Source organism: Natronotalea proteinilytica, assembly GCF_055379935.1.
Window position 1 is genome coordinate 3277558 of the sequence record NZ_AP043947.1, and the last position, 16750, is coordinate 3294307.

Genomic DNA, 16750 nt, shown 5'->3' on the forward strand with positions numbered 1-16750 from the left:
TCCTGATCTTAGGTACATATTGGCTTAAGGGCTGGAAACTCAAAAAGCCGAGCGAAATTGCATTTGTCTACATCCTAAATATATCCTTTGCGGCAAAAATAATTTTGTCTATCTTGGACTTTTTGGGCATTCACGTTTGGGGGGCGTTTTGAACCGTGTAGCTATCGCCTCCTCGCAATGACACATTCGCGGAATGCCTTTACGTGTGTTGGGCTTATGAGCATCCTCCAAGATTGACGTGGGGCAGAGCACTAGTCGATGGCTTCGGTCAGAGCGTCGGTGACCGACTCGCCGAGATGGTCGGCCAGCAGATTGCGATACACCGACCGGTCGCGTAGATCCCCCTCTTCGGTAAAGAACGCCTCGACGGGATCCCCCCAATCGCTATTCAGCGGCATAATGATGCCGAATGTCTCCGCCGGATCATCGCCCACCGGATGGCGACGCAGTCGAGCGCCTTCGTCTACCGCCCGCCAGTAGTTGTATCCGTCAATATAGGCCACGTACTCGCCGGTAGAGACCCGTTCGATGATGTCATCGTTGGCATCTGAAAAGGCCAGCTCGGTATTGGGTGCATGCGTTTCAACCAAGTTGCGGAGGCGTTCTTCGTGGAGGGTCCCTTCAAACGCAAGGGGGGTAAACCCATCAAATGTCGTTGACCAGGCATCCAGGTGCTCCAACTCCGCAACGTCTTCGTGGCTGATGAGGACAGCCATGTTGTTGAAGTACGGCGGTGAGAACTGCAGTTCGTCGCGTCGCTCCTCGGTGATCGTCACGTTTCCCAGCCCAAACACGCCGCCTTCGCTCTGCTTGACGCGGCTGTAGAAGGTACGCCAGTCGGTCTCTTCCACAAAATCAAGGGTGAGCATTACATCGTGCTCCGTTTCGACCCAATCGGCGAACAAGCGCATCAGTTCGACGGTGATGCCGGTGTGATAACCGTCTTCATCCACGTAGGCAAAGTCATCGGCAGGCACATACGGCACACGCACCGTGGCCGCCCCCTCCTCTTGAGCCTCGCTCCAGGTAGGGCCCTGCAGCGTCGTATCCGCATCGGGGGAAGATGCCTCGTTGGGCTCTGCTTCGCACCCAAGCAAAAGCAGCGAGCCAGAAAGCGCCAGAAGCGCGACAGTATAGACAACGCGAATCATGACAAAACAGGAGCGTGCGTGTGGATCTGGTGAACGCTTTTCCAATGAGTCGAGCCTCGTACAGATCCCATGATGCCAGATTCAAGGCGAAAGGTCTTCAGGGCTGAGCCCGTCTGCGGCGGCAGCATCTTCATACAGCCGGTTGATGTGCTCCTCCAGATCAGAGGAAGTGTCAACACGATGTGTGGCTTCCTGATAAGCCTGCCGGGCGGCGTGCCAATCTTCCGTGGCAGCGTAGAGGTGCCCCAACGTAACATACAGCGGCGCCCAGTGGCGGTTGAGCGGTTCGCAGCGTCCACGAATAAGGGAGATGCCGTCGGTGTAGGCGCCCGTAGCGTGGAGGGCCTGGGCCGTGCGGTGGCATGCCAACCACAGGCTCTGCTTCTCAAGAAGCGCCTCGGCCCGGCGTAAAGCGGCTTCGGGCTTGCCTTTGTCGAGCAGCACATCTACCAAACGAAGTTGGGCGGGCTCATGGTTAGGGTGGTGGTCTATGGCTTTTTGCAGATGGTCATAGGCGGCCTCCATATCGTGGTTGGCATAGGCCACTTGTCCGTGTTGGTAGTGAGCCGGGGCGTATGTAGGTGCCACGCGTGTGGCTCCAGCAAGCAAGTCCTGCGCCTCGCTCAACGCATCGGCGTGATACATCCGCTGCGCCTGGGTCATAAGCTGCTGGGCGTGCATGGGCGGCGTATCGTACGTGTTTTGCAGGGTGGCGCGCCACCGGTGCAGTTGGTTGAGCAGCGGCACATGCGGCGCTTTTTCCATGGCCCGGTCGATGTGTTCGATCTGCTCACCGGCGCGTTCTGCCTGGACGGCTGCTAAGATTTCGTAATAGGGCTCGGGAGCGCCTGGGCGCTGAAACCGAAGGTGGCGCATCAGGTGCTCATCGAAGATAATTTGATGGACCTCTATATTGGCGTTTACCACATGCAGCAATCCGTGGAACGCGTCGAGCGCGTTCATGTCTTGCAGCTCTGCGCGCCACGCCTCATAGCGGGCATCGTTTACGCGGTTGGCATCCAGAGTCGGGGGCGTTGTGTCGCCATCAATGCTGGCATCGAGGAGCATGCGACTAAGCAGCGCAAGCGACTGGACGAGCTGCGCGTTCCCGTAGCTATCGTAGAGCATCGGCTCTAGAACATCCTCTTCATAGGTTTCCACAGCGCGGTGATAGGCATCGTCGAGGTCGTTTTGGAGCTGGGCGAAGCGGTTTTTGGCATCTGGAGTGGCCTCCCAGTAGGTCTCCAGTTCATGGGCAAGAGAGGCGAGGTGTTGGCGCTGGCGCTGGGCTTCGTTGAGGACTTCGACGCTAGGCGCGTGGAGGGCATCGGTGTGCGATTGCACCGCTTTTCGTTCGGCGTCGAGTCCATCCTGCACGGCGGTATGAAGCAGAGTCTGGGCTCGTTCGTGTAGGGCGGAGGTGGAGGACTGCATATCTCCCCAAAAAGGGTAGAGCAGCAAGGCGGCGTGTAACGGTTCGGTGTCGGCGATGGCCTGGGCCTCTTCATACGCGGTCTCCAGCAACGTGGGCGCGCCGCCCCAAATAGGGGGATGCACCTGCAGTTCGGTGGTGTCGGGGGCGGCAACGAGAGAGGCAGATGTGGCCGATACGGGCTGTCCGCTCCACAGGGCACACCCTAAACAGCATACAAGCAGAAAAATCGCATTTCGCATCATAGCAGGCATAAGCAGTGGATCAGGAGGCGAGCGGTGGAGGCGTGTTTGGTTGAGGCCTTCCTTCATGAAAACAAGACGCGCTGAATGCCTGAAAAGCCACATCATAGCCGACACGATCTACGAAACGGCTGTTCGTGCATGCAGTAGCAGGAGATCCATGCTTCTACTCTTGCCTAATCCCCTGTGTGGTATGTCTGATCCAACGCCTGCCGATGTATTGAATGCAGCCATTGAGGCCCACTGGAAGGTGGTCGCGCGCCATGCGTATACGCAATACGAACGCCGCGGACGCGGTGTTATTGTGCTACCTACCCCCACCGAAGCCGATGGGGAGGGACGTGCTCCGCTGCGCTACCTTACATTTAGTTCATCGGGCAGCGACTTAGAGAGCAGCGCGTTGCAGCCGTTGCATAATTTAGTGCAGACGTATACGCCCGACACGCAAGTGGTGGTGGCCCTGGAGTTGCCTGGGGGACGTACCGTGTTCGATGTATACGAGCGCATGCCCTCGCCGGTTACGCTGGCTACCGAAGCGTCTGAAGAGTGAAGAGGCGTGTTCTGCTCCAGGTTCATCTTGGGCACTACGCTCGCCCGCTCCGGCCATTCGGACCACAACTTGCAGGTGCGATACAGCAGCCGTGTCGTGATTCCTCTGCACCAGCATGCTCGGTGTTCGTTTCAGTGACCTCAACAATGGTTTTGGGGATTACCGGATGGATTCCCCTCCATCTTCCCCGAGGAGGAAGGAATCGTGGAAGGGGTTCCTCAAGTCCCCCTCCTCTAAGCTACGGTGTATACACAACGCAACCGGAGGCGAACTCCCGCTTGCGTCCTCGTCGCGATGCTCTGCGTCGCGACGGACGAATGGACGTTCTGCGTCCAACGTAACCCCCCGAGGTAAAGAAACCGGGTGGTGGATTAGAAATGCTGGAGCGCCCCGGCAAGCGTGGCGACGCAGAGGGGCCGTAAGGTCATGCCTGTCGTGCATCGCCACGAGAGGACAGGTGTTTTGTTGTTATCATCGGGCAGCCTCCCCCCCTGAACTCCAACATTGACACGTGACCTCACTTAGAGTTGCTTAGCTCAATAAGAGCGTAATAAACAAGTAGATACCGAACCCAATCGTTAAAGCCACCACATAGCTTATCAGAAGTACCATCACCTTCGTGAGCGTCCACCCCCACGACTGCCGATACACTCGTTTCAGAGCAATGAACACGTAAATGAGCAGGGTCCAACGCAAGAGTTCGGTACCATGATCGGCCATGAAATCTATTCCAACCAGGTTGGCTGCCACCATGAATAGCAGCAGCACAAACAAGAAGGCGTGTAGATGCAACGCCAAAATTAAATGTTCGGCATAGAGGCGCCCTGTACCCACGTACAGGAGTTTCAAGAGCAGGGCAAACACCGGAAGCATTACGAAAGCAAGCACTGACAGGCGACCCACCACGCGGTCCATAAAGCGATCCGGGTTTTCGGTTGTGCGCAGTACGCCCTGGGCGGCAGCATGCAAAAATTGATTTTTGAGATCCGTTTTGTGGCGTGCCTCGTCCACAAAAGCACGGAGCGAGTCGCGTGCCTCTTCCGGAATCATAAAAAAGGTGGCGGTGTGTTGCGCATCGGGGGGAGCCTGCTCGGCATTCGTCGTGTCAACGGTGACGTGCAGCGGCGTCGTGTTTTCATCGGCTGTTCCCAGCAAGTGCCCTTGCGAAAGCCCAACGACCAAAAACAGCACGAAGCTAAAAAACACAAAGAGACGAAGCGGAGGCACATAGCGTCGTCGTCGGGCCGATAGATAGTCGCGCGTGAGTTGCCCGGGGACGAAGAGCAGGCGCGTATCCAGGTTGAACAACTCACGGACCGCCTCTTGCACAAGCGTAGGAAGCGGGGCGATGCGCGAGCGTGCTCGCTGTCCACACCGATGGCAGTACGGACCGCGCAGGCGCGTTGTACAGTTGCGGCAAATGCAATCGGACGAGTTGGAGGGAGACATAACGCTTCGTTGAACGTGTACAGGGGAGTCTTACGCAGAATGTCGGGGACTTCCCCACAGGCGGCTGCAGCAGCCACTCACAACGAGAATGATAGATACGTGTTATGCTAACATGCAAGCGCTGCGCCCTTTTTCATGCAGTGCATACCGCATTTACGTACCATGGTCAGAGCCCCTTAGGGTTGTATGATGAAGACTGCATTGCATGTCGATCTGGATCTTATTCGTCGCTATAACAAGCCGGGGCCTCGGTACACCAGCTATCCGACCGCACCGCATTTCGACGATTCGTATGGCCCTGATGCTTTTGAGGCAGACCTCACGCAGGCTGCCCCCGATACCCCGCTCTCGCTCTACGTCCATTTGCCGTTCTGCCGCTCGCTCTGCTACTACTGCGGCTGCCACATGAAAATCACGCAGCGTGGTGAGGCCATCCAACGCTATGTAGATGTGCTGAAGCAGGAAATCGATCAGGTCGCCGAGCGCCTCGATACAACACGTCCTGTTGTTCAGATCCACTGGGGCGGCGGCACGCCCACGTACCTAACCGCCGAACAAATCGCCGATTTGGGCACCCACATTCACCGTCGATTTACAGTGGCTTCCGATGCAGAAATTAGCATCGAAGCCGACCCACGGGGCCTTACGAAAGACCGAGTGCAGGCCGCTGCATCTATCGGATGTACACGCATGAGCTTTGGCGTGCAAGATGTAAACGAAAAGGTGCAAGAAGCTATCAACCGGATCCAGCCGACCGAGACGGTCGAGCAATCCATTGCATGGGCCCACGAACACGGGATCTCTGGCATCAACATCGATTTGATTTACGGACTGCCGTACCAAACCCCCGAACGGTTTTCTCGCACGCTCGATGCCGTACAACGCTTCGATCCCGGACGCATTGCGCTGTACAGTTATGCACACGTGCCGTCGATAAAAAAACATCAGCGGGTGATTGATGAAGACGCCCTGCCGGGAGCAGAGGACAAGCTCCATCTCTTCAAAATGGGGATAGAGCGGCTCACCGGACGCGAAGGATACCGGTTCATTGGCATGGATCATTTTGCGCGTCCCGATGATGAACTGGCACGCGCCCAAGAAAACGGCGACTTGCATCGTAACTTTCAGGGATACTCCACCCGCGCGGGCGCCGAGATTGTAGCGATGGGCGTGTCAGGCATCAGCCAGCTTGAAGGAGCGTACGCGCAAAACGTAAAGGCGCTGCCAGCGTACTATGATCGGGTGGCTGACGGACATTCCACCGTGTACCGGGGCGTACGCCTAACGGACGATGACCAACTGCGTCGCCACGTCATTATGCAGCTGATGTGCAACTTTCATCTCGACAAAGAAGCCGTCAGCAAACGCTTCGATATCGACGTAGATCGCGTTCTGGCCGATGCATTTGAGCGCCTAGCCCCCCTCGAAGCCGATGGGCTTGTCACGTGTACGTCCGAGGCAGTGCACGTACAGCCTCCGGGGCGACTGCTAATTCGGAACGTAGCGATGGCATTTGATGCCTACTGGGCCCACGAAGAGCGTCCGGTCCATGCACAAACCGTGTAATATCAAATTTCGGTTGCACCGTTGTACGCTTGCTTCTCTGCAGAACACCGGATGTACGTCGTCAGTCGACCTTCGGCCTCGTGTAGGAGTGGATGGATAGATGGATGAACGGATGGGGTACTCCTTCAACCGTCCACACGTCTATACCTCCACACATCAACGACGCATACGGAGTTGATATAAGACGCAGCATGTTCTATTCATTTCAGATTCCGCATGACTCGTTCTAACGACCCACCACCCCAAACAACGTCTACCCATCTTGTTGATGTGTACCCGTATCGCTTCAATGCAGAGGCGCAACTCGAACTGCTTCTCCTGAAGCGAGCGACCAACACGTCCTACGCCGGCTCCTGGCGCATGGTGGGCGGCAAGGTACGACCTGGTGAAACAGCCTGGCAGGCCGCGCTACGGGAACTACACGAGGAAACCGCGCTCATGCCCCATCGCTTTTGGACGGTACCGTCAGTCAACCATTTTTATGATTGGGAAGACGACTGCATCCATCTCATCCCTGCTTTTGCGGCAGAGGTAAACGGTGCGCCTGTGCTCAACCACGAACACAGCACATCTGCCTGGATACCTATCGCTGAAGCGGAAGCACGACTGGCCTGGCCAGAGCAGCAGCGTTTGATCCGTTTGGTGGCCGATTTAGCGACCGCTTCGATTCCTAAGGAGTTACTGATTCCGGTAGACGCGCTTTAAACACAACAACGGATGCCCCTTCGTAGGAGGGCATCCGCTGCATTGCGCGCTATAGGATGACGACGAACAGAACAACAGCCTATTCATCGTCCTCATGGTAGAAGGGCCTGAACATCAGTGCCAACTGCAGGCATAGCCTGAAACGAGGGTACGGTCACCTCAGGATAGTGCGCTGTGCTTTCCACTTCCTCAACACTGGAAGAAGAAAGATCGGCATAGAGTCCGAGTCCGAACAGCACCATTACAACAACTGCCCCAACAGCACGAAAGCGGTTATAGCCTTTCGTTCGCGAGACGCGTCGTTTGGTACGCGCTTGCAGCCGTTCGGAAAGCTCATCCGGCTGAAGTGCAAACGACTCCAGATTACGCTCCGGGGGTTTCGCCATGGGGCGATAGGCGGAAAGAAAGTTACCAACGAGAAAACGCTTGTTGCTCTTAAGGCTCTTATTCATAACAGAGTGTTTTGTATTTTATGGCGGACAATAAGAATGTCGGTTTGTGCCGCCTTCAGTGAAGTTGAAAACCAACTCCACTGCGGCACCGCTCGCAGCTCTCCGGAGCAACCACGGCGCAAATGAGCAGGGGTGCGCATCCCGCTTGCTCGCCCATACGACGAGCTCTCCCTAGACAATGTTACGCAAGAAAAGCGCTTCTATCGCGATTGAGGCACACTTCACGCGGCTCTCGTCTGGTGTTCATCATTCATCGATGCCCCCTTCATGGCTGTAACGGACCGGTGTGGTATGGCTTGCCTTCTTTGTTTATTCCAAAATAGAGATCTTATTTTAAGCTAAATAAATATCGTTTATATCTAAATGCTATGAATGCTGGAGCACTGTACTATGGCAGTGCAAAGAGGGCCTAACAGAGCATCGTTATATATTCAGTTCAGAATGGATGCAGTGCTCTTTTATCGAACAAGAAATGCGGATTGAATGGGCATTCTCTCGTTGAACCAGGCCTCAACCATGAATATATAGCTAACATAATCCGCTTTGAGCATCTATCAATGCCGGTTCTTGCATTTTGTGATTGCATTTTGTAACATCGCGTTTAGATTTGATAGCATTATGTCCAAGAAACGCTCAAAAAGTCGGCTAACTACTGCGGAGGCGTATGGCTTTTTGGGCCATCTGGCATCCTCACTCACTGTGCCAGTTGGATAACCAACGTAAAATGGGTCCTTGCACAACAGCGCTTACATGATCCGTTATGGATAACTCTTCCCTTCCTGTACTGGCTCGCGATGCAAGCAGCCCCATGACGCGAGGAATGGCTGCGGGCGAAGACGCTTCTATGTTGCTCTCACCAATTGGGGTGATGGCGGAGCTTGAAGAGATTCCAGAGCTTTCGGAGCGCCAACGCACAATCTATGGCACGTGGATTCAGGGCTACTTGCGCTATATTGATCGCGAACAAATGGGCATGCCGCGCCCTTCTCACATCAAACGCTTCTTGAGTCAGATCCAAGAAAACGACGCAACGGACGAGGAAACGTACCAAACGGCTGCCGAGGCGCTCGTTTTTTACCACGAGTGTCTGCTTCAGCAAACAATCCAAGATGACGGTTTCCGGCTTGCCACGCTTACCGATCATGAAAAAGAAAAGCTAATCTCACGACTCGATGGCCCAGAGAACGTCTTGGCTCGCATTGTCTGTAATACCGATTTGAACCTAAAAGAAGCATTGCGCCTACGTGTCGGAGACGTAGACCTTAAGAAGCAGAGTATTTTAGTATCTTCGTCTACTGGTTGTGCTGATCGGGTCGTTTCGTTTCCGGCTTCAATGAAGCCATCGCTTCAACAACAACTGGATCGTGTAAAGGAGTTGCACGAGTCGGACTTAGCAGACGGCTACGGTTCCGTTGATGTACCTACCGAGGTAACACGCCAGTTTCCATGGGCTGCTAAACAGCTTGTGTGGCAGTATCTGTTCCCCAGCCGCGAGCGTACGCTCGACATGCGAGCGGGCACAGAACGCCGTTACCCGATGACTCCCAAACGTATATTCAACGCCATCGAATATGCGGATGCCCCTCTTACCACAGCATTTCGTGCTTTCAAGACCACTAGATATACCAACCCTCCGTCAAGTAACGGTTCATCGGTATGATGGATCTCGTTGCTGCAGTGTGGGTCGTGCTGTATCTCCCCTGCAAGCCTGTTTAGGTTTTGGTGGTTACCCACGTGGGCGCAGCGGACGCAGCACAACTTCGGAGATGAGATGGTTTTCGGGCGCCTGCACAACATGCAATACGGTAGCGGCAACATCGTCGGCTTGTAGCGGCTGATCCGTAATGTCGGCACCCGCACGGTCGAAGAACTCGGTTTCGATCGAACCTGGATACAAACACGATACCCGGATCCCGGCACTACGCACCTCTTTCATCAGCGCCTGACTAAAGCCACGCACACCAAACTTGGTGGCATTATACGCAGAGATGTTGGGGTTTCCAATCAACCCCGCAATGGAGGCAATGTTAACAATGTGCCCGCCAAACCCTGTGTCCTCGTTCTGGGCACGCATAACGGGCACCACAGTCCGCGTGCACAAATACAGCCCCCGCAAGTTGGTATCGTGCTGCACATCCCAATCCTCAACGGGCATCTCATCCACAGCGCCAAAACGCCCAAGTCCGGCATTGTTGACAAGAATATCGAGACGCCCTGCGTCCGACTTGATGCGCTCAACGATCGCTTCAACAGCTTCTTGATCACGCACATCTGCTGGACAAGGGACAAATGCATCGCCGTGGGTATCGTGAAGGCTGTCTAGCCGGTCTTTGCTGCGTGCAAGCCCATATACGGTTGCACCGGCCTCAATGAGCTGTTCAGCGATGGCTTGTCCAAGTCCCGTACTGGCCCCGGTGACAAGGGCAACACGATTTGCGAGCGTCATAAGCAGTGTATAGACAGGTTGTGGAAGAAACACAAAACACATGATGCGCAGCGTCTACGAAGCATACGCTTCATAGATCGCTACGCATCACAAAAATGGCGTAACGGATGCCCAGAATGGATACAGCAGCTATTCGTTTACCGTCAGGCTTTTAACCTCTATACGCATCCCGGTGTCGCCTCCCATCATCGCTTCCATTTGTGCAATCTGATCGCCCATTTGCTCTTCCATCATCTGGCGTTGCTCGGGCGGCATTTGCTCCATCTGCTGCTGAAACTGCTCATAAGCTTGCTCCATTTGTTGCTGCATCTGCTGCCGCTGCTCTGGGGGCAGCTGGTCCATCATGTCGTTTCTCATTTCAGTTACAAACGGGTACGTGAGCCCATCCACCGTACGGTAGTCGCTGAAATCAACCTCGAAGGTAACTGGACCATCGAGTTGAAACGGAGCCCCTTCCATGTCCTCCTCTGACATGGTCGCTACAAACACAAAGCGGACAGGCATCAGGTCGTCTGCACGGATGAAGATGCGCATCGACTCAAGCGACTCAAAGTCTTGGGCGTCCAGATCGGCGTAAGCGCTGAAGGCTTCGGTATCGGCAATGTTCAAGACATGCGTGTCTGCGCCATCTACCGTCTCCATGCCCTCGTACTCGGCGGCTTCTTTCAACGCATTAAGGTATGACGCCTCTAAAAACCCAACCATGGGCATGTCTTCGGCACTGGCACCCGCACCGGCCCCCACATCACGGAATACAAACCGACCGTCTACCTCTTGACGCTCAAACCGATTGGTTTCGTAGTCGGTCTCCACAGTAAAAGATGTCACGTTCTGCGCCATCGCCTGGTGGGCCGCGTCCATCTCGTCGATAATGTCGGCGGCTGACTGGGCCACGCTGGGCGTACTTGCAAAGCCCGTCAGGGCAATTGCAAACAGGCCAATCCATACATATCGAAATACAACTGAAGGGGAAGTTGTCATAGGTACAGGGAAGGTAGAGTAAAAAGGATGCGAACAGGTTGTACTAATCCTCATGTAGTATACGAATGAACCCGGACATATCGTATCACCAAGACGTTATGAGCTCGTATTGAGTCTCGTATTTTCTGGTCTGGCTGTTTTTGTATGCCCGAATCAAACCCGTCTGAAGCACAAAAGACCATGCATCGGCTCATTGGGCCCGATGCCTCGCCCACCCATCCCCCTCGTCCTGATGCGCCCCAGGCGCCTCTTCAGATAGGCGACCATCAACTGGCGCCCGAACGGGTCGTTGAACTGCTTGCGCCGTTCATGCGGGATCGACGCTTAAACGCGCTACGACAGATTGTTGCACAGCGTACACGTACCGTTGTGCCGGTCATTGAAGGCATCGTAAACACGGGCAACGTAAGCGCGGTCATGCGATCGACTGAAGCCTTGGGCTACCAGGATCTACATGTCATTGATACAGGCGGACGCTACAAACATTCCGAGCGAACGGCCAAAGGCGCCCAGCGGTGGCTGGATGTGCATCAATGGCAACACCCCGAGCCGTGTGTATCTCACTTGCAGAAGCATGGATATCGTGTACTGGCTATGCACCTAGACGCCCAAGCGGCGCCTATAGACACCGTTGACTTTACCAAGCCCACTGCTCTTGTGTTTGGAAACGAACGCGATGGCGTATCCGAGGCGTTGCGTGACGCTGCCGATGGGACATGCATCATCCCAATGAACGGGTTCACCGAGAGCTTTAACATTTCGGTAGCCGCAGCAATTGGGCTTTACCATGCACGTCAAGATCGCCTCAAACGGCAAGGCCACCATATCGATCTTTCAGAAGCCGCGCAGCAGCGCTTGCTTGCACGGTTTTGCCTGCGCAGTGTCAACCGGGCTGAGGCCGTACTCAGCCGAGCATTACGCGACGCCGAAGCCGCTTCGGACTCTACTTCATGAGGCCGATGGATCTGTCTGGAGCGGCGAGAATACATTGCCCCCGTGTACTTTTTCGTTTTGTTCAATCAACGTTTATATGGATCCTTCCTTTTGGAATAGCCGCTTCAACCGCGATGAACCGGTGTATGGCACTGCTCCCAATGCGTTTATTGCAAAACACATCGACCGGCTTCCTAAAGGGGGCACGGTGCTTGATTTAGGAGGAGGCGAAGGCCGAAATGCGTTGTTTTTGGGCAGCCAAGGATACGACGTAACACTCCTTGACTATTCGGAGGTAGCCCTCGAAAAAGCAACGACCTGGGCCAAACGCGAAGGCGTTCCTCTTCAAACACTACATGCCGACATCACCACCTGGACTCCCGAACGCACCTGGCAGGCTGTTGTGGCTACGTTTGTGCATCTGCCGGTGCAATGGCAGCCGCGGCTGTACGACATCATGAAAACAGTGCTGGATCCGGGAGGCATCTTGTTGGCCGAATGGTTTCGTCCGGCCCAACGTGCTGAGGGCTACACCAGCGGCGGCCCGCCCGACATCAACATGATGGTAACCGCCAATGACCTGCGTTCGGCGTTCGATCCACAGGGCATTGTGCACTTGAACTCTACCCTGGTTGAGCTTGACGAAGGTCCTGGTCATCAAGGCACCGGGGCGGTGGTGCGGCTGATCTGGGAGAAACCGACCCCATAGCCACTATTCCACAATGCGAGCCCGTTCAATGACATCCAGCTTGGGATGCTCTCGCTCCAGATACGGGGTACCTACCGTACGAATGGAGTCCTGACTGACTGCCTCTCCATACCCACTGTACCACGCGTCAACCGTCTCCATCCCATCGGTTACGCGTCCAAGCGGGGGAAAGCCCACCACGCCGTCAAAATCGACCGTGTCGAGCGGGGCATTATCGGATAGGTTGATGAACAGCTGAGCCGATCGGGTATTCGGACCGCTACGCGCAAAAGCGATCGTTCCGCGTTCGTTGGAGGCGCGTACCGGTTCATCTGGAATACCCGCTTCAGCCCACAGCGAATCGGTCTCCGGATCGCCCGTGAGTCCGAACTGCGCGACAAACCCTTCAACGACGCGAAAGACGGGCAGCCCTTCGAAATGGTTATGCTCCACCAGGCAGTGCATGCGATCGACGCCGGTGGGCGCCCACTCGCGGTATAGTTGAAGTATAACAGGACCCTGAGTGCTTGTCAGTTCCACGGTGAACGAATCGGGGGCAGCAGGGGGGTCTTCGAATGGACACGGTACCAGATTGGACGGGGCTGCATACCAGTGCGCACCAAGCCCGACGAGCAACGCACAGGGCAGAAGCAAGGCGATGATCCAATGAGAGGGCGTAGCCATGTTCGATAAGAGATCGGGTCCGTACATTTGGTGAGGGAGCCTTCAATATCGAACGACTGCCATGAAAGCGCAACTCCAACAGACGACGTTCCATCGGTTTGCATCAACCACTATCGGCCCAAAAGCGTGTCCCAACGTCAAAATACATCGCGCACTATGCAACATCGTCCTTTCTAACGAATAGTGAAGAAAGCATAAACACAATTATATGGGTGCTCCTTGGAGCTTAATAATGGACGAGGTGCCTTCTATACATGCATTTTCACTGTTGGAGGTAGACAGCATTACATGCTGCAGTAAAGGATACCATGAACGAATGGGTAGATGCATCTAAGCACAGGGCATCCGACATATGGGAGGCCCTGTACGTACGGCTTGTCCAGTTTGGTAAGTGGGCGATAGTAGGCGCACGGCGCGTGCCGCGGTGGGTCTGGCTAGCAGGAAGCGGCGTGCTGGTTGTGCTTGTACTCGTACTGTTGATTCGGGCGGAGTTGCGCACCTCGTGGTTGCAATCGACGTGGCTGTCCAGTTATGCTTCCGGGCTCACGTATCAGGTAGAGGCAGGACCGAGTTCCTCGGTTGTGTTTCCGAGCACGGGGCCGTACAACGTACGCCTCGGGTACACCGCCTTTCCAGCTATCATCGACAGTCTTACAACGCGTAACCGCTTTGCCATTGCCGAACAGGCGCGAGCTACGGATGCCCTGGTGACCCACATGGAGCGGGGCCTGTCTCCGCCCTACGTGCCCAAGCAACAATCAGGACTCGATGTGCTAGACCAGCACAGCACCCCCCTCTTCTCGGCTCGCTACCCGCGCCGCGTGTATACCGATCCTGACTCTATTCCGCGCCCCGTGCGCGAAACGCTGCTCTTTATCGAAAACCGTGCCCTGCTCGATACCGATCAGCCCCGCAAAAACCCAGCGATTGAATGGAATCGGTTTGCCCATGCTACGGGTCACCAAATCACAGATGCGTTAGGACTTACCGAAGGCGGCCCCGGTGGCAGCACGCTGGCTACGCAACTCGACAAAGTGCGTCATGCCCCCGGCGGACTCACTACGGGTCCCACCGAAAAGCTTCGCCAGATGGCTTCAGCCTCGGTGCAAAGCTACCTGGACGGTCCCTACACGACTGCGCATCGGCAGCGCCTAGTGGCCGAGTATCTGAATCTGCTTCCGCTTGCAGCCATAGCGGGGCATGGGGAGGTGAACGGGTTGGGCGATGGCCTCTGGGCCTGGTACAACACCGACCTGGATTCGGTAAATGTGCTGCTATCGGATCCTACTTTGGATACTGCTCCGACAGAGGCGCAGGCACGTGCCTATCGGCAGGTGCTGCATCTGGTACTCTCCACGCGTAGCCCTACGCGCTACCTGCGGTCGGAGGCCGGGCACGACGCGTTGCATGCACTTGCTGATGCGCATCTTCCGCTTCTTGTTGAGGCCAACATCATTTCGCCTGAACTCCGGGATGCCGTCCTTGCCGTACGTTTAGACCATCGCAAGCGGGCGATCGATACCCCCAAAGAGTCATTCATAACCCGTAAAGCGGCAACCGCAACGCGCATAGAGATGCTCCAGCAGATGGGACTTCTCTCGTTATCTACGCTCGACCGCTTCGACCTGGCCGCTCACACCCACTACGATGCCGAGGCCCAACGGGCGGCCGCCAAGTTGCTCGAACAACTTAAGGATCCGGCGTTTGTGCGCGCCAATGGATTGATGGCTCGGAATCTTCTGGATCGGGGCGACCCAGCGCTTGTGGAGTACGCAATGGTGTTGTATGAACGTGACTCCACAACCAACGTCGTACGCTTGCAAGCCGACACGTTCGACGGCCCGTTCGACTTAAACCGTGGCTCGATGCTTGAGCTGGGCTCTACCGCGAAGCTGCGTACGCTCGTTACCTACCTCGAATTGATGGAGGAGCTGCACACAGCCTACGCCGGGCAGCCCGCCGACTCGCTGCGCAGCGTGCCCGTGGCCCGCAACGACGCGCTGACCGCGTGGGCTCTGAAGGAGTTGCGCCGCACGCCCAACGTGTCGCGCGTCGATTTCCTGCAGGCCGCCATGAATCGACGGTATTCAGCGAGTCCGTACGAGCGCTTCTTTACCGGCGGCGGCCAGCATCGCTTCAGCAACTTTACCACCAGCAGCGACAGCCTACGCCCCACCGTAACCACCGCGTTTCGGCACTCCATCAACCTGCCGTTCATTCGGATGATGCGCGATATTGTGAACTACCACACCGCGCGGCTGCCGGGCCAGCCCGGCGATATGCTCTACGATGCTTCCGACGAACGCCGTGCCGAATACTTGGCCCGCTTTGCCGATCAGGAAGGACGTGAGTTTCTGCGGCGGTTCTACAACGCCTATCCCGCATCGCCCAACCGTGATGTGCTTGCGGTGTTGGGGGAGCGACACACTCGCTTGTCAGCCCAACGCCTGGCGTGGGCATATCGATCGGTCGATCCGGATGCCGATATAGAAACGATTGTTTCGTTTTTGCAGCGCCACGCAAGCGATGGCGGCGCCCTTACGGAGGCTCAACTCATCGCACGCATCAACCGGGCCGATGCCGAGACATTTTCATGGCAAGACCGAGGCTACCTGGCTGGGATCCACCCGCTGGAATTGTGGCTCGCACATTACCTGCAGAACCATCCTGAGGCCACGCGTACCGACATCTTCAACGCCAGCGCAGATGTGCGTCAGGACGTGTATCAGTGGCTGTTTCAGCGCCGTCCGGCGGGCCAAGACTCGCGAATACGCACCATTCTGGAGCAGGAAGCATTCGTGCAGATCCATGAGCGATGGGCCCGTGTGGGGTACCCGTTCGAGCGGCTCATCCCCACGTATGCCACCGCTATTGGCAGCTCTGCCGATCAGCCCGCGGCGCTTACCGAGCTGGTCAGTATCCTGTTGCGCGACGGGGTGCGGTACCCCACCGAACGTATCCATACGCTGCATATTGGGGCAAACACCCCGTTTGAAACGCGCCTTGCATCTACCCCCGCTGCTCCAGATACTGTGCTTTCGCCCGAGGTGGCGACCATAATCCGCGAGGCGATGATTGATGTGGTAGAGCGCGGCACCGCCGTACGTGCACGCGGCGCAGTGCTGGATGCCGAAAACAATGCGCTTCCAATTGGCGCCAAAACAGGAACCGGCAATAACCGGATTCGCACCGCGCAACGCGATGTGGCGTTGAACCGCACCTCTACCCTGGTTTTTTTCATTGACGATCGCTTCTTTGGCACACTCACCGCGTACGCGCCCGGCGAAGCCTCAGAAACGTACCGCTTTACAAGTTCGCTGCCGTCACAAATTCTAACGCTAATAGGTCCTTCGCTTACATCGCTTGTGGACCCTCAAGCAGATCCTACGCTGCAGGTCCTGGCCCTCGATGACCGTGCCATTCGCTCAACGGCCTACCGGCACATCCCGTAAACGAATCGTGTTGATGGAT

14 protein-coding genes are annotated in these 16750 nt (G+C 56.0%); 7 read left to right on the forward strand and 7 right to left on the reverse strand.

The window, feature by feature from the left end:
- Positions 1 to 251: 251 nt before the first annotated feature.
- Together ACZ5AL_RS13040 and ACZ5AL_RS13045 are read right to left on the reverse strand one after the other, a co-directional pair.
- Positions 252 to 1151 (reverse strand): transporter substrate-binding domain-containing protein, encoded by a 900-nt coding sequence (locus ACZ5AL_RS13040; RefSeq protein WP_464510923.1) that lies wholly within the window; start codon positions 1149 to 1151, stop codon positions 252 to 254.
- 81 nt (positions 1152 to 1232) lie between these two features.
- Complete coding sequence (locus ACZ5AL_RS13045) at positions 1233 to 2894, reverse strand: tetratricopeptide repeat protein (protein ID WP_464510924.1); 1662 nt, start codon at positions 2892 to 2894, stop codon at positions 1233 to 1235.
- 124 nt (positions 2895 to 3018) lie between these two features.
- Here ACZ5AL_RS13045 and ACZ5AL_RS13050 point away from each other — a divergent pair, with 124 nt between their 5' ends.
- The gene (locus ACZ5AL_RS13050; protein WP_464510925.1) at positions 3019 to 3375 is read left to right on the forward strand and encodes a hypothetical protein; all 357 of its coding nucleotides are present in this window, start codon (positions 3019 to 3021) and stop codon (positions 3373 to 3375) included.
- 531 nt (positions 3376 to 3906) lie between these two features.
- Here ACZ5AL_RS13050 and ACZ5AL_RS13055 read toward each other — a convergent pair.
- Positions 3907 to 4824: a DUF3667 domain-containing protein gene (locus tag ACZ5AL_RS13055; RefSeq protein ID WP_464510927.1), complete on the reverse strand. Its 918-nt coding sequence runs from the start codon at positions 4822 to 4824 to the stop codon at positions 3907 to 3909.
- Between the two features lie 186 nt (positions 4825 to 5010).
- Here ACZ5AL_RS13055 and hemN point away from each other — a divergent pair, with 186 nt between their 5' ends.
- Positions 5011 to 6390 (forward strand): oxygen-independent coproporphyrinogen III oxidase, encoded by a 1380-nt coding sequence (gene hemN / locus ACZ5AL_RS13060; RefSeq protein WP_464510928.1) that lies wholly within the window; start codon positions 5011 to 5013, stop codon positions 6388 to 6390.
- Positions 6391 to 6606: 216 nt separating this feature from the next.
- Positions 6607 to 7095 carry an NUDIX domain-containing protein gene (locus ACZ5AL_RS13065; RefSeq protein ID WP_464510929.1) on the forward strand — a complete coding sequence of 163 codons (489 nt, stop codon included), beginning with the start codon at positions 6607 to 6609 and terminating at the stop codon, positions 7093 to 7095.
- A gap of 92 nt (positions 7096 to 7187) precedes the next feature.
- Here ACZ5AL_RS13065 and ACZ5AL_RS13070 read toward each other — a convergent pair whose 3' ends face one another.
- Positions 7188 to 7481, reverse strand: coding sequence for a hypothetical protein (locus ACZ5AL_RS13070; RefSeq protein WP_464510931.1), 294 nt, complete (start codon positions 7479 to 7481; stop codon positions 7188 to 7190).
- Positions 7482 to 8307: 826 nt separating this feature from the next.
- On the opposite strand from ACZ5AL_RS13070, the gene ACZ5AL_RS13075 reads away from it, so the two are divergent.
- Positions 8308 to 9207 carry a site-specific integrase gene (locus ACZ5AL_RS13075; RefSeq protein ID WP_464510932.1) on the forward strand — a complete coding sequence of 300 codons (900 nt, stop codon included), beginning with the start codon at positions 8308 to 8310 and terminating at the stop codon, positions 9205 to 9207.
- A gap of 66 nt (positions 9208 to 9273) precedes the next feature.
- Here ACZ5AL_RS13075 and ACZ5AL_RS13080 read toward each other — a convergent pair whose 3' ends face one another.
- Together ACZ5AL_RS13080 and ACZ5AL_RS13085 are read right to left on the reverse strand one after the other, a co-directional pair.
- The gene (locus tag ACZ5AL_RS13080; protein WP_464510933.1) at positions 9274 to 9993 is read right to left on the reverse strand and encodes an SDR family oxidoreductase; all 720 of its coding nucleotides are present in this window, start codon (positions 9991 to 9993) and stop codon (positions 9274 to 9276) included.
- 129 nt (positions 9994 to 10122) lie between these two features.
- Complete coding sequence (locus ACZ5AL_RS13085) at positions 10123 to 10974, reverse strand: LolA-like protein (RefSeq protein WP_464510935.1); 852 nt, start codon at positions 10972 to 10974, stop codon at positions 10123 to 10125.
- A 144-nt stretch (positions 10975 to 11118) separates the two neighbouring features.
- Here ACZ5AL_RS13085 and ACZ5AL_RS13090 point away from each other — a divergent pair, with 144 nt between their 5' ends.
- Both ACZ5AL_RS13090 and ACZ5AL_RS13095 read left to right on the forward strand, forming a co-directional pair.
- Entirely contained in the window at positions 11119 to 11928 is an 810-nt protein-coding gene (locus tag ACZ5AL_RS13090) for a TrmH family RNA methyltransferase (RefSeq protein ID WP_464510936.1), read from the forward strand.
- A gap of 76 nt (positions 11929 to 12004) precedes the next feature.
- Positions 12005 to 12616, forward strand: a complete 612-nt coding sequence (locus ACZ5AL_RS13095) for an SAM-dependent methyltransferase (protein WP_464510937.1) — start codon at positions 12005 to 12007, stop codon at positions 12614 to 12616.
- A gap of 3 nt (positions 12617 to 12619) precedes the next feature.
- Here ACZ5AL_RS13095 and ACZ5AL_RS13100 read toward each other — a convergent pair whose 3' ends face one another.
- Complete coding sequence (locus ACZ5AL_RS13100; protein WP_464510939.1) at positions 12620 to 13279, reverse strand: peptidylprolyl isomerase; 660 nt, start codon at positions 13277 to 13279, stop codon at positions 12620 to 12622.
- 308 nt (positions 13280 to 13587) lie between these two features.
- Here ACZ5AL_RS13100 and ACZ5AL_RS13105 point away from each other — a divergent pair, with 308 nt between their 5' ends.
- The gene (locus ACZ5AL_RS13105; protein ID WP_464510940.1) at positions 13588 to 16731 is read left to right on the forward strand and encodes a transglycosylase domain-containing protein; all 3144 of its coding nucleotides are present in this window, start codon (positions 13588 to 13590) and stop codon (positions 16729 to 16731) included.
- Positions 16732 to 16750: the final 19 nt, after the last annotated feature.

Coding starts and splice junctions, on each gene's coding strand:
- ACZ5AL_RS13040 (WP_464510923.1), bottom strand. CDS start 1,151: ATGATTCGCGTTGTCTATACTGTCGCGCTTCTGGCGCTTTCTGGCTCG.
- ACZ5AL_RS13075 (WP_464510932.1), top strand. CDS start 8,308: ATGGATAACTCTTCCCTTCCTGTACTGGCTCGCGATGCAAGCAGCCCC.
- ACZ5AL_RS13080 (WP_464510933.1), bottom strand. CDS start 9,993: ATGACGCTCGCAAATCGTGTTGCCCTTGTCACCGGGGCCAGTACGGGA.
- ACZ5AL_RS13045 (WP_464510924.1), bottom strand. CDS start 2,894: ATGAAGGAAGGCCTCAACCAAACACGCCTCCACCGCTCGCCTCCTGAT.
- hemN (WP_464510928.1), top strand. CDS start 5,011: ATGATGAAGACTGCATTGCATGTCGATCTGGATCTTATTCGTCGCTAT.
- ACZ5AL_RS13090 (WP_464510936.1), top strand. CDS start 11,119: ATGCCCGAATCAAACCCGTCTGAAGCACAAAAGACCATGCATCGGCTC.
- ACZ5AL_RS13065 (WP_464510929.1), top strand. CDS start 6,607: ATGACTCGTTCTAACGACCCACCACCCCAAACAACGTCTACCCATCTT.
- ACZ5AL_RS13050 (WP_464510925.1), top strand. CDS start 3,019: ATGTCTGATCCAACGCCTGCCGATGTATTGAATGCAGCCATTGAGGCC.
- ACZ5AL_RS13100 (WP_464510939.1), bottom strand. CDS start 13,279: ATGGCTACGCCCTCTCATTGGATCATCGCCTTGCTTCTGCCCTGTGCG.
- ACZ5AL_RS13105 (WP_464510940.1), top strand. CDS start 13,588: ATGAACGAATGGGTAGATGCATCTAAGCACAGGGCATCCGACATATGG.
- ACZ5AL_RS13095 (WP_464510937.1), top strand. CDS start 12,005: ATGGATCCTTCCTTTTGGAATAGCCGCTTCAACCGCGATGAACCGGTG.
- ACZ5AL_RS13070 (WP_464510931.1), bottom strand. CDS start 7,481: ATGGCGAAACCCCCGGAGCGTAATCTGGAGTCGTTTGCACTTCAGCCG.
- ACZ5AL_RS13085 (WP_464510935.1), bottom strand. CDS start 10,974: ATGACAACTTCCCCTTCAGTTGTATTTCGATATGTATGGATTGGCCTG.
- ACZ5AL_RS13055 (WP_464510927.1), bottom strand. CDS start 4,824: ATGTCTCCCTCCAACTCGTCCGATTGCATTTGCCGCAACTGTACAACG.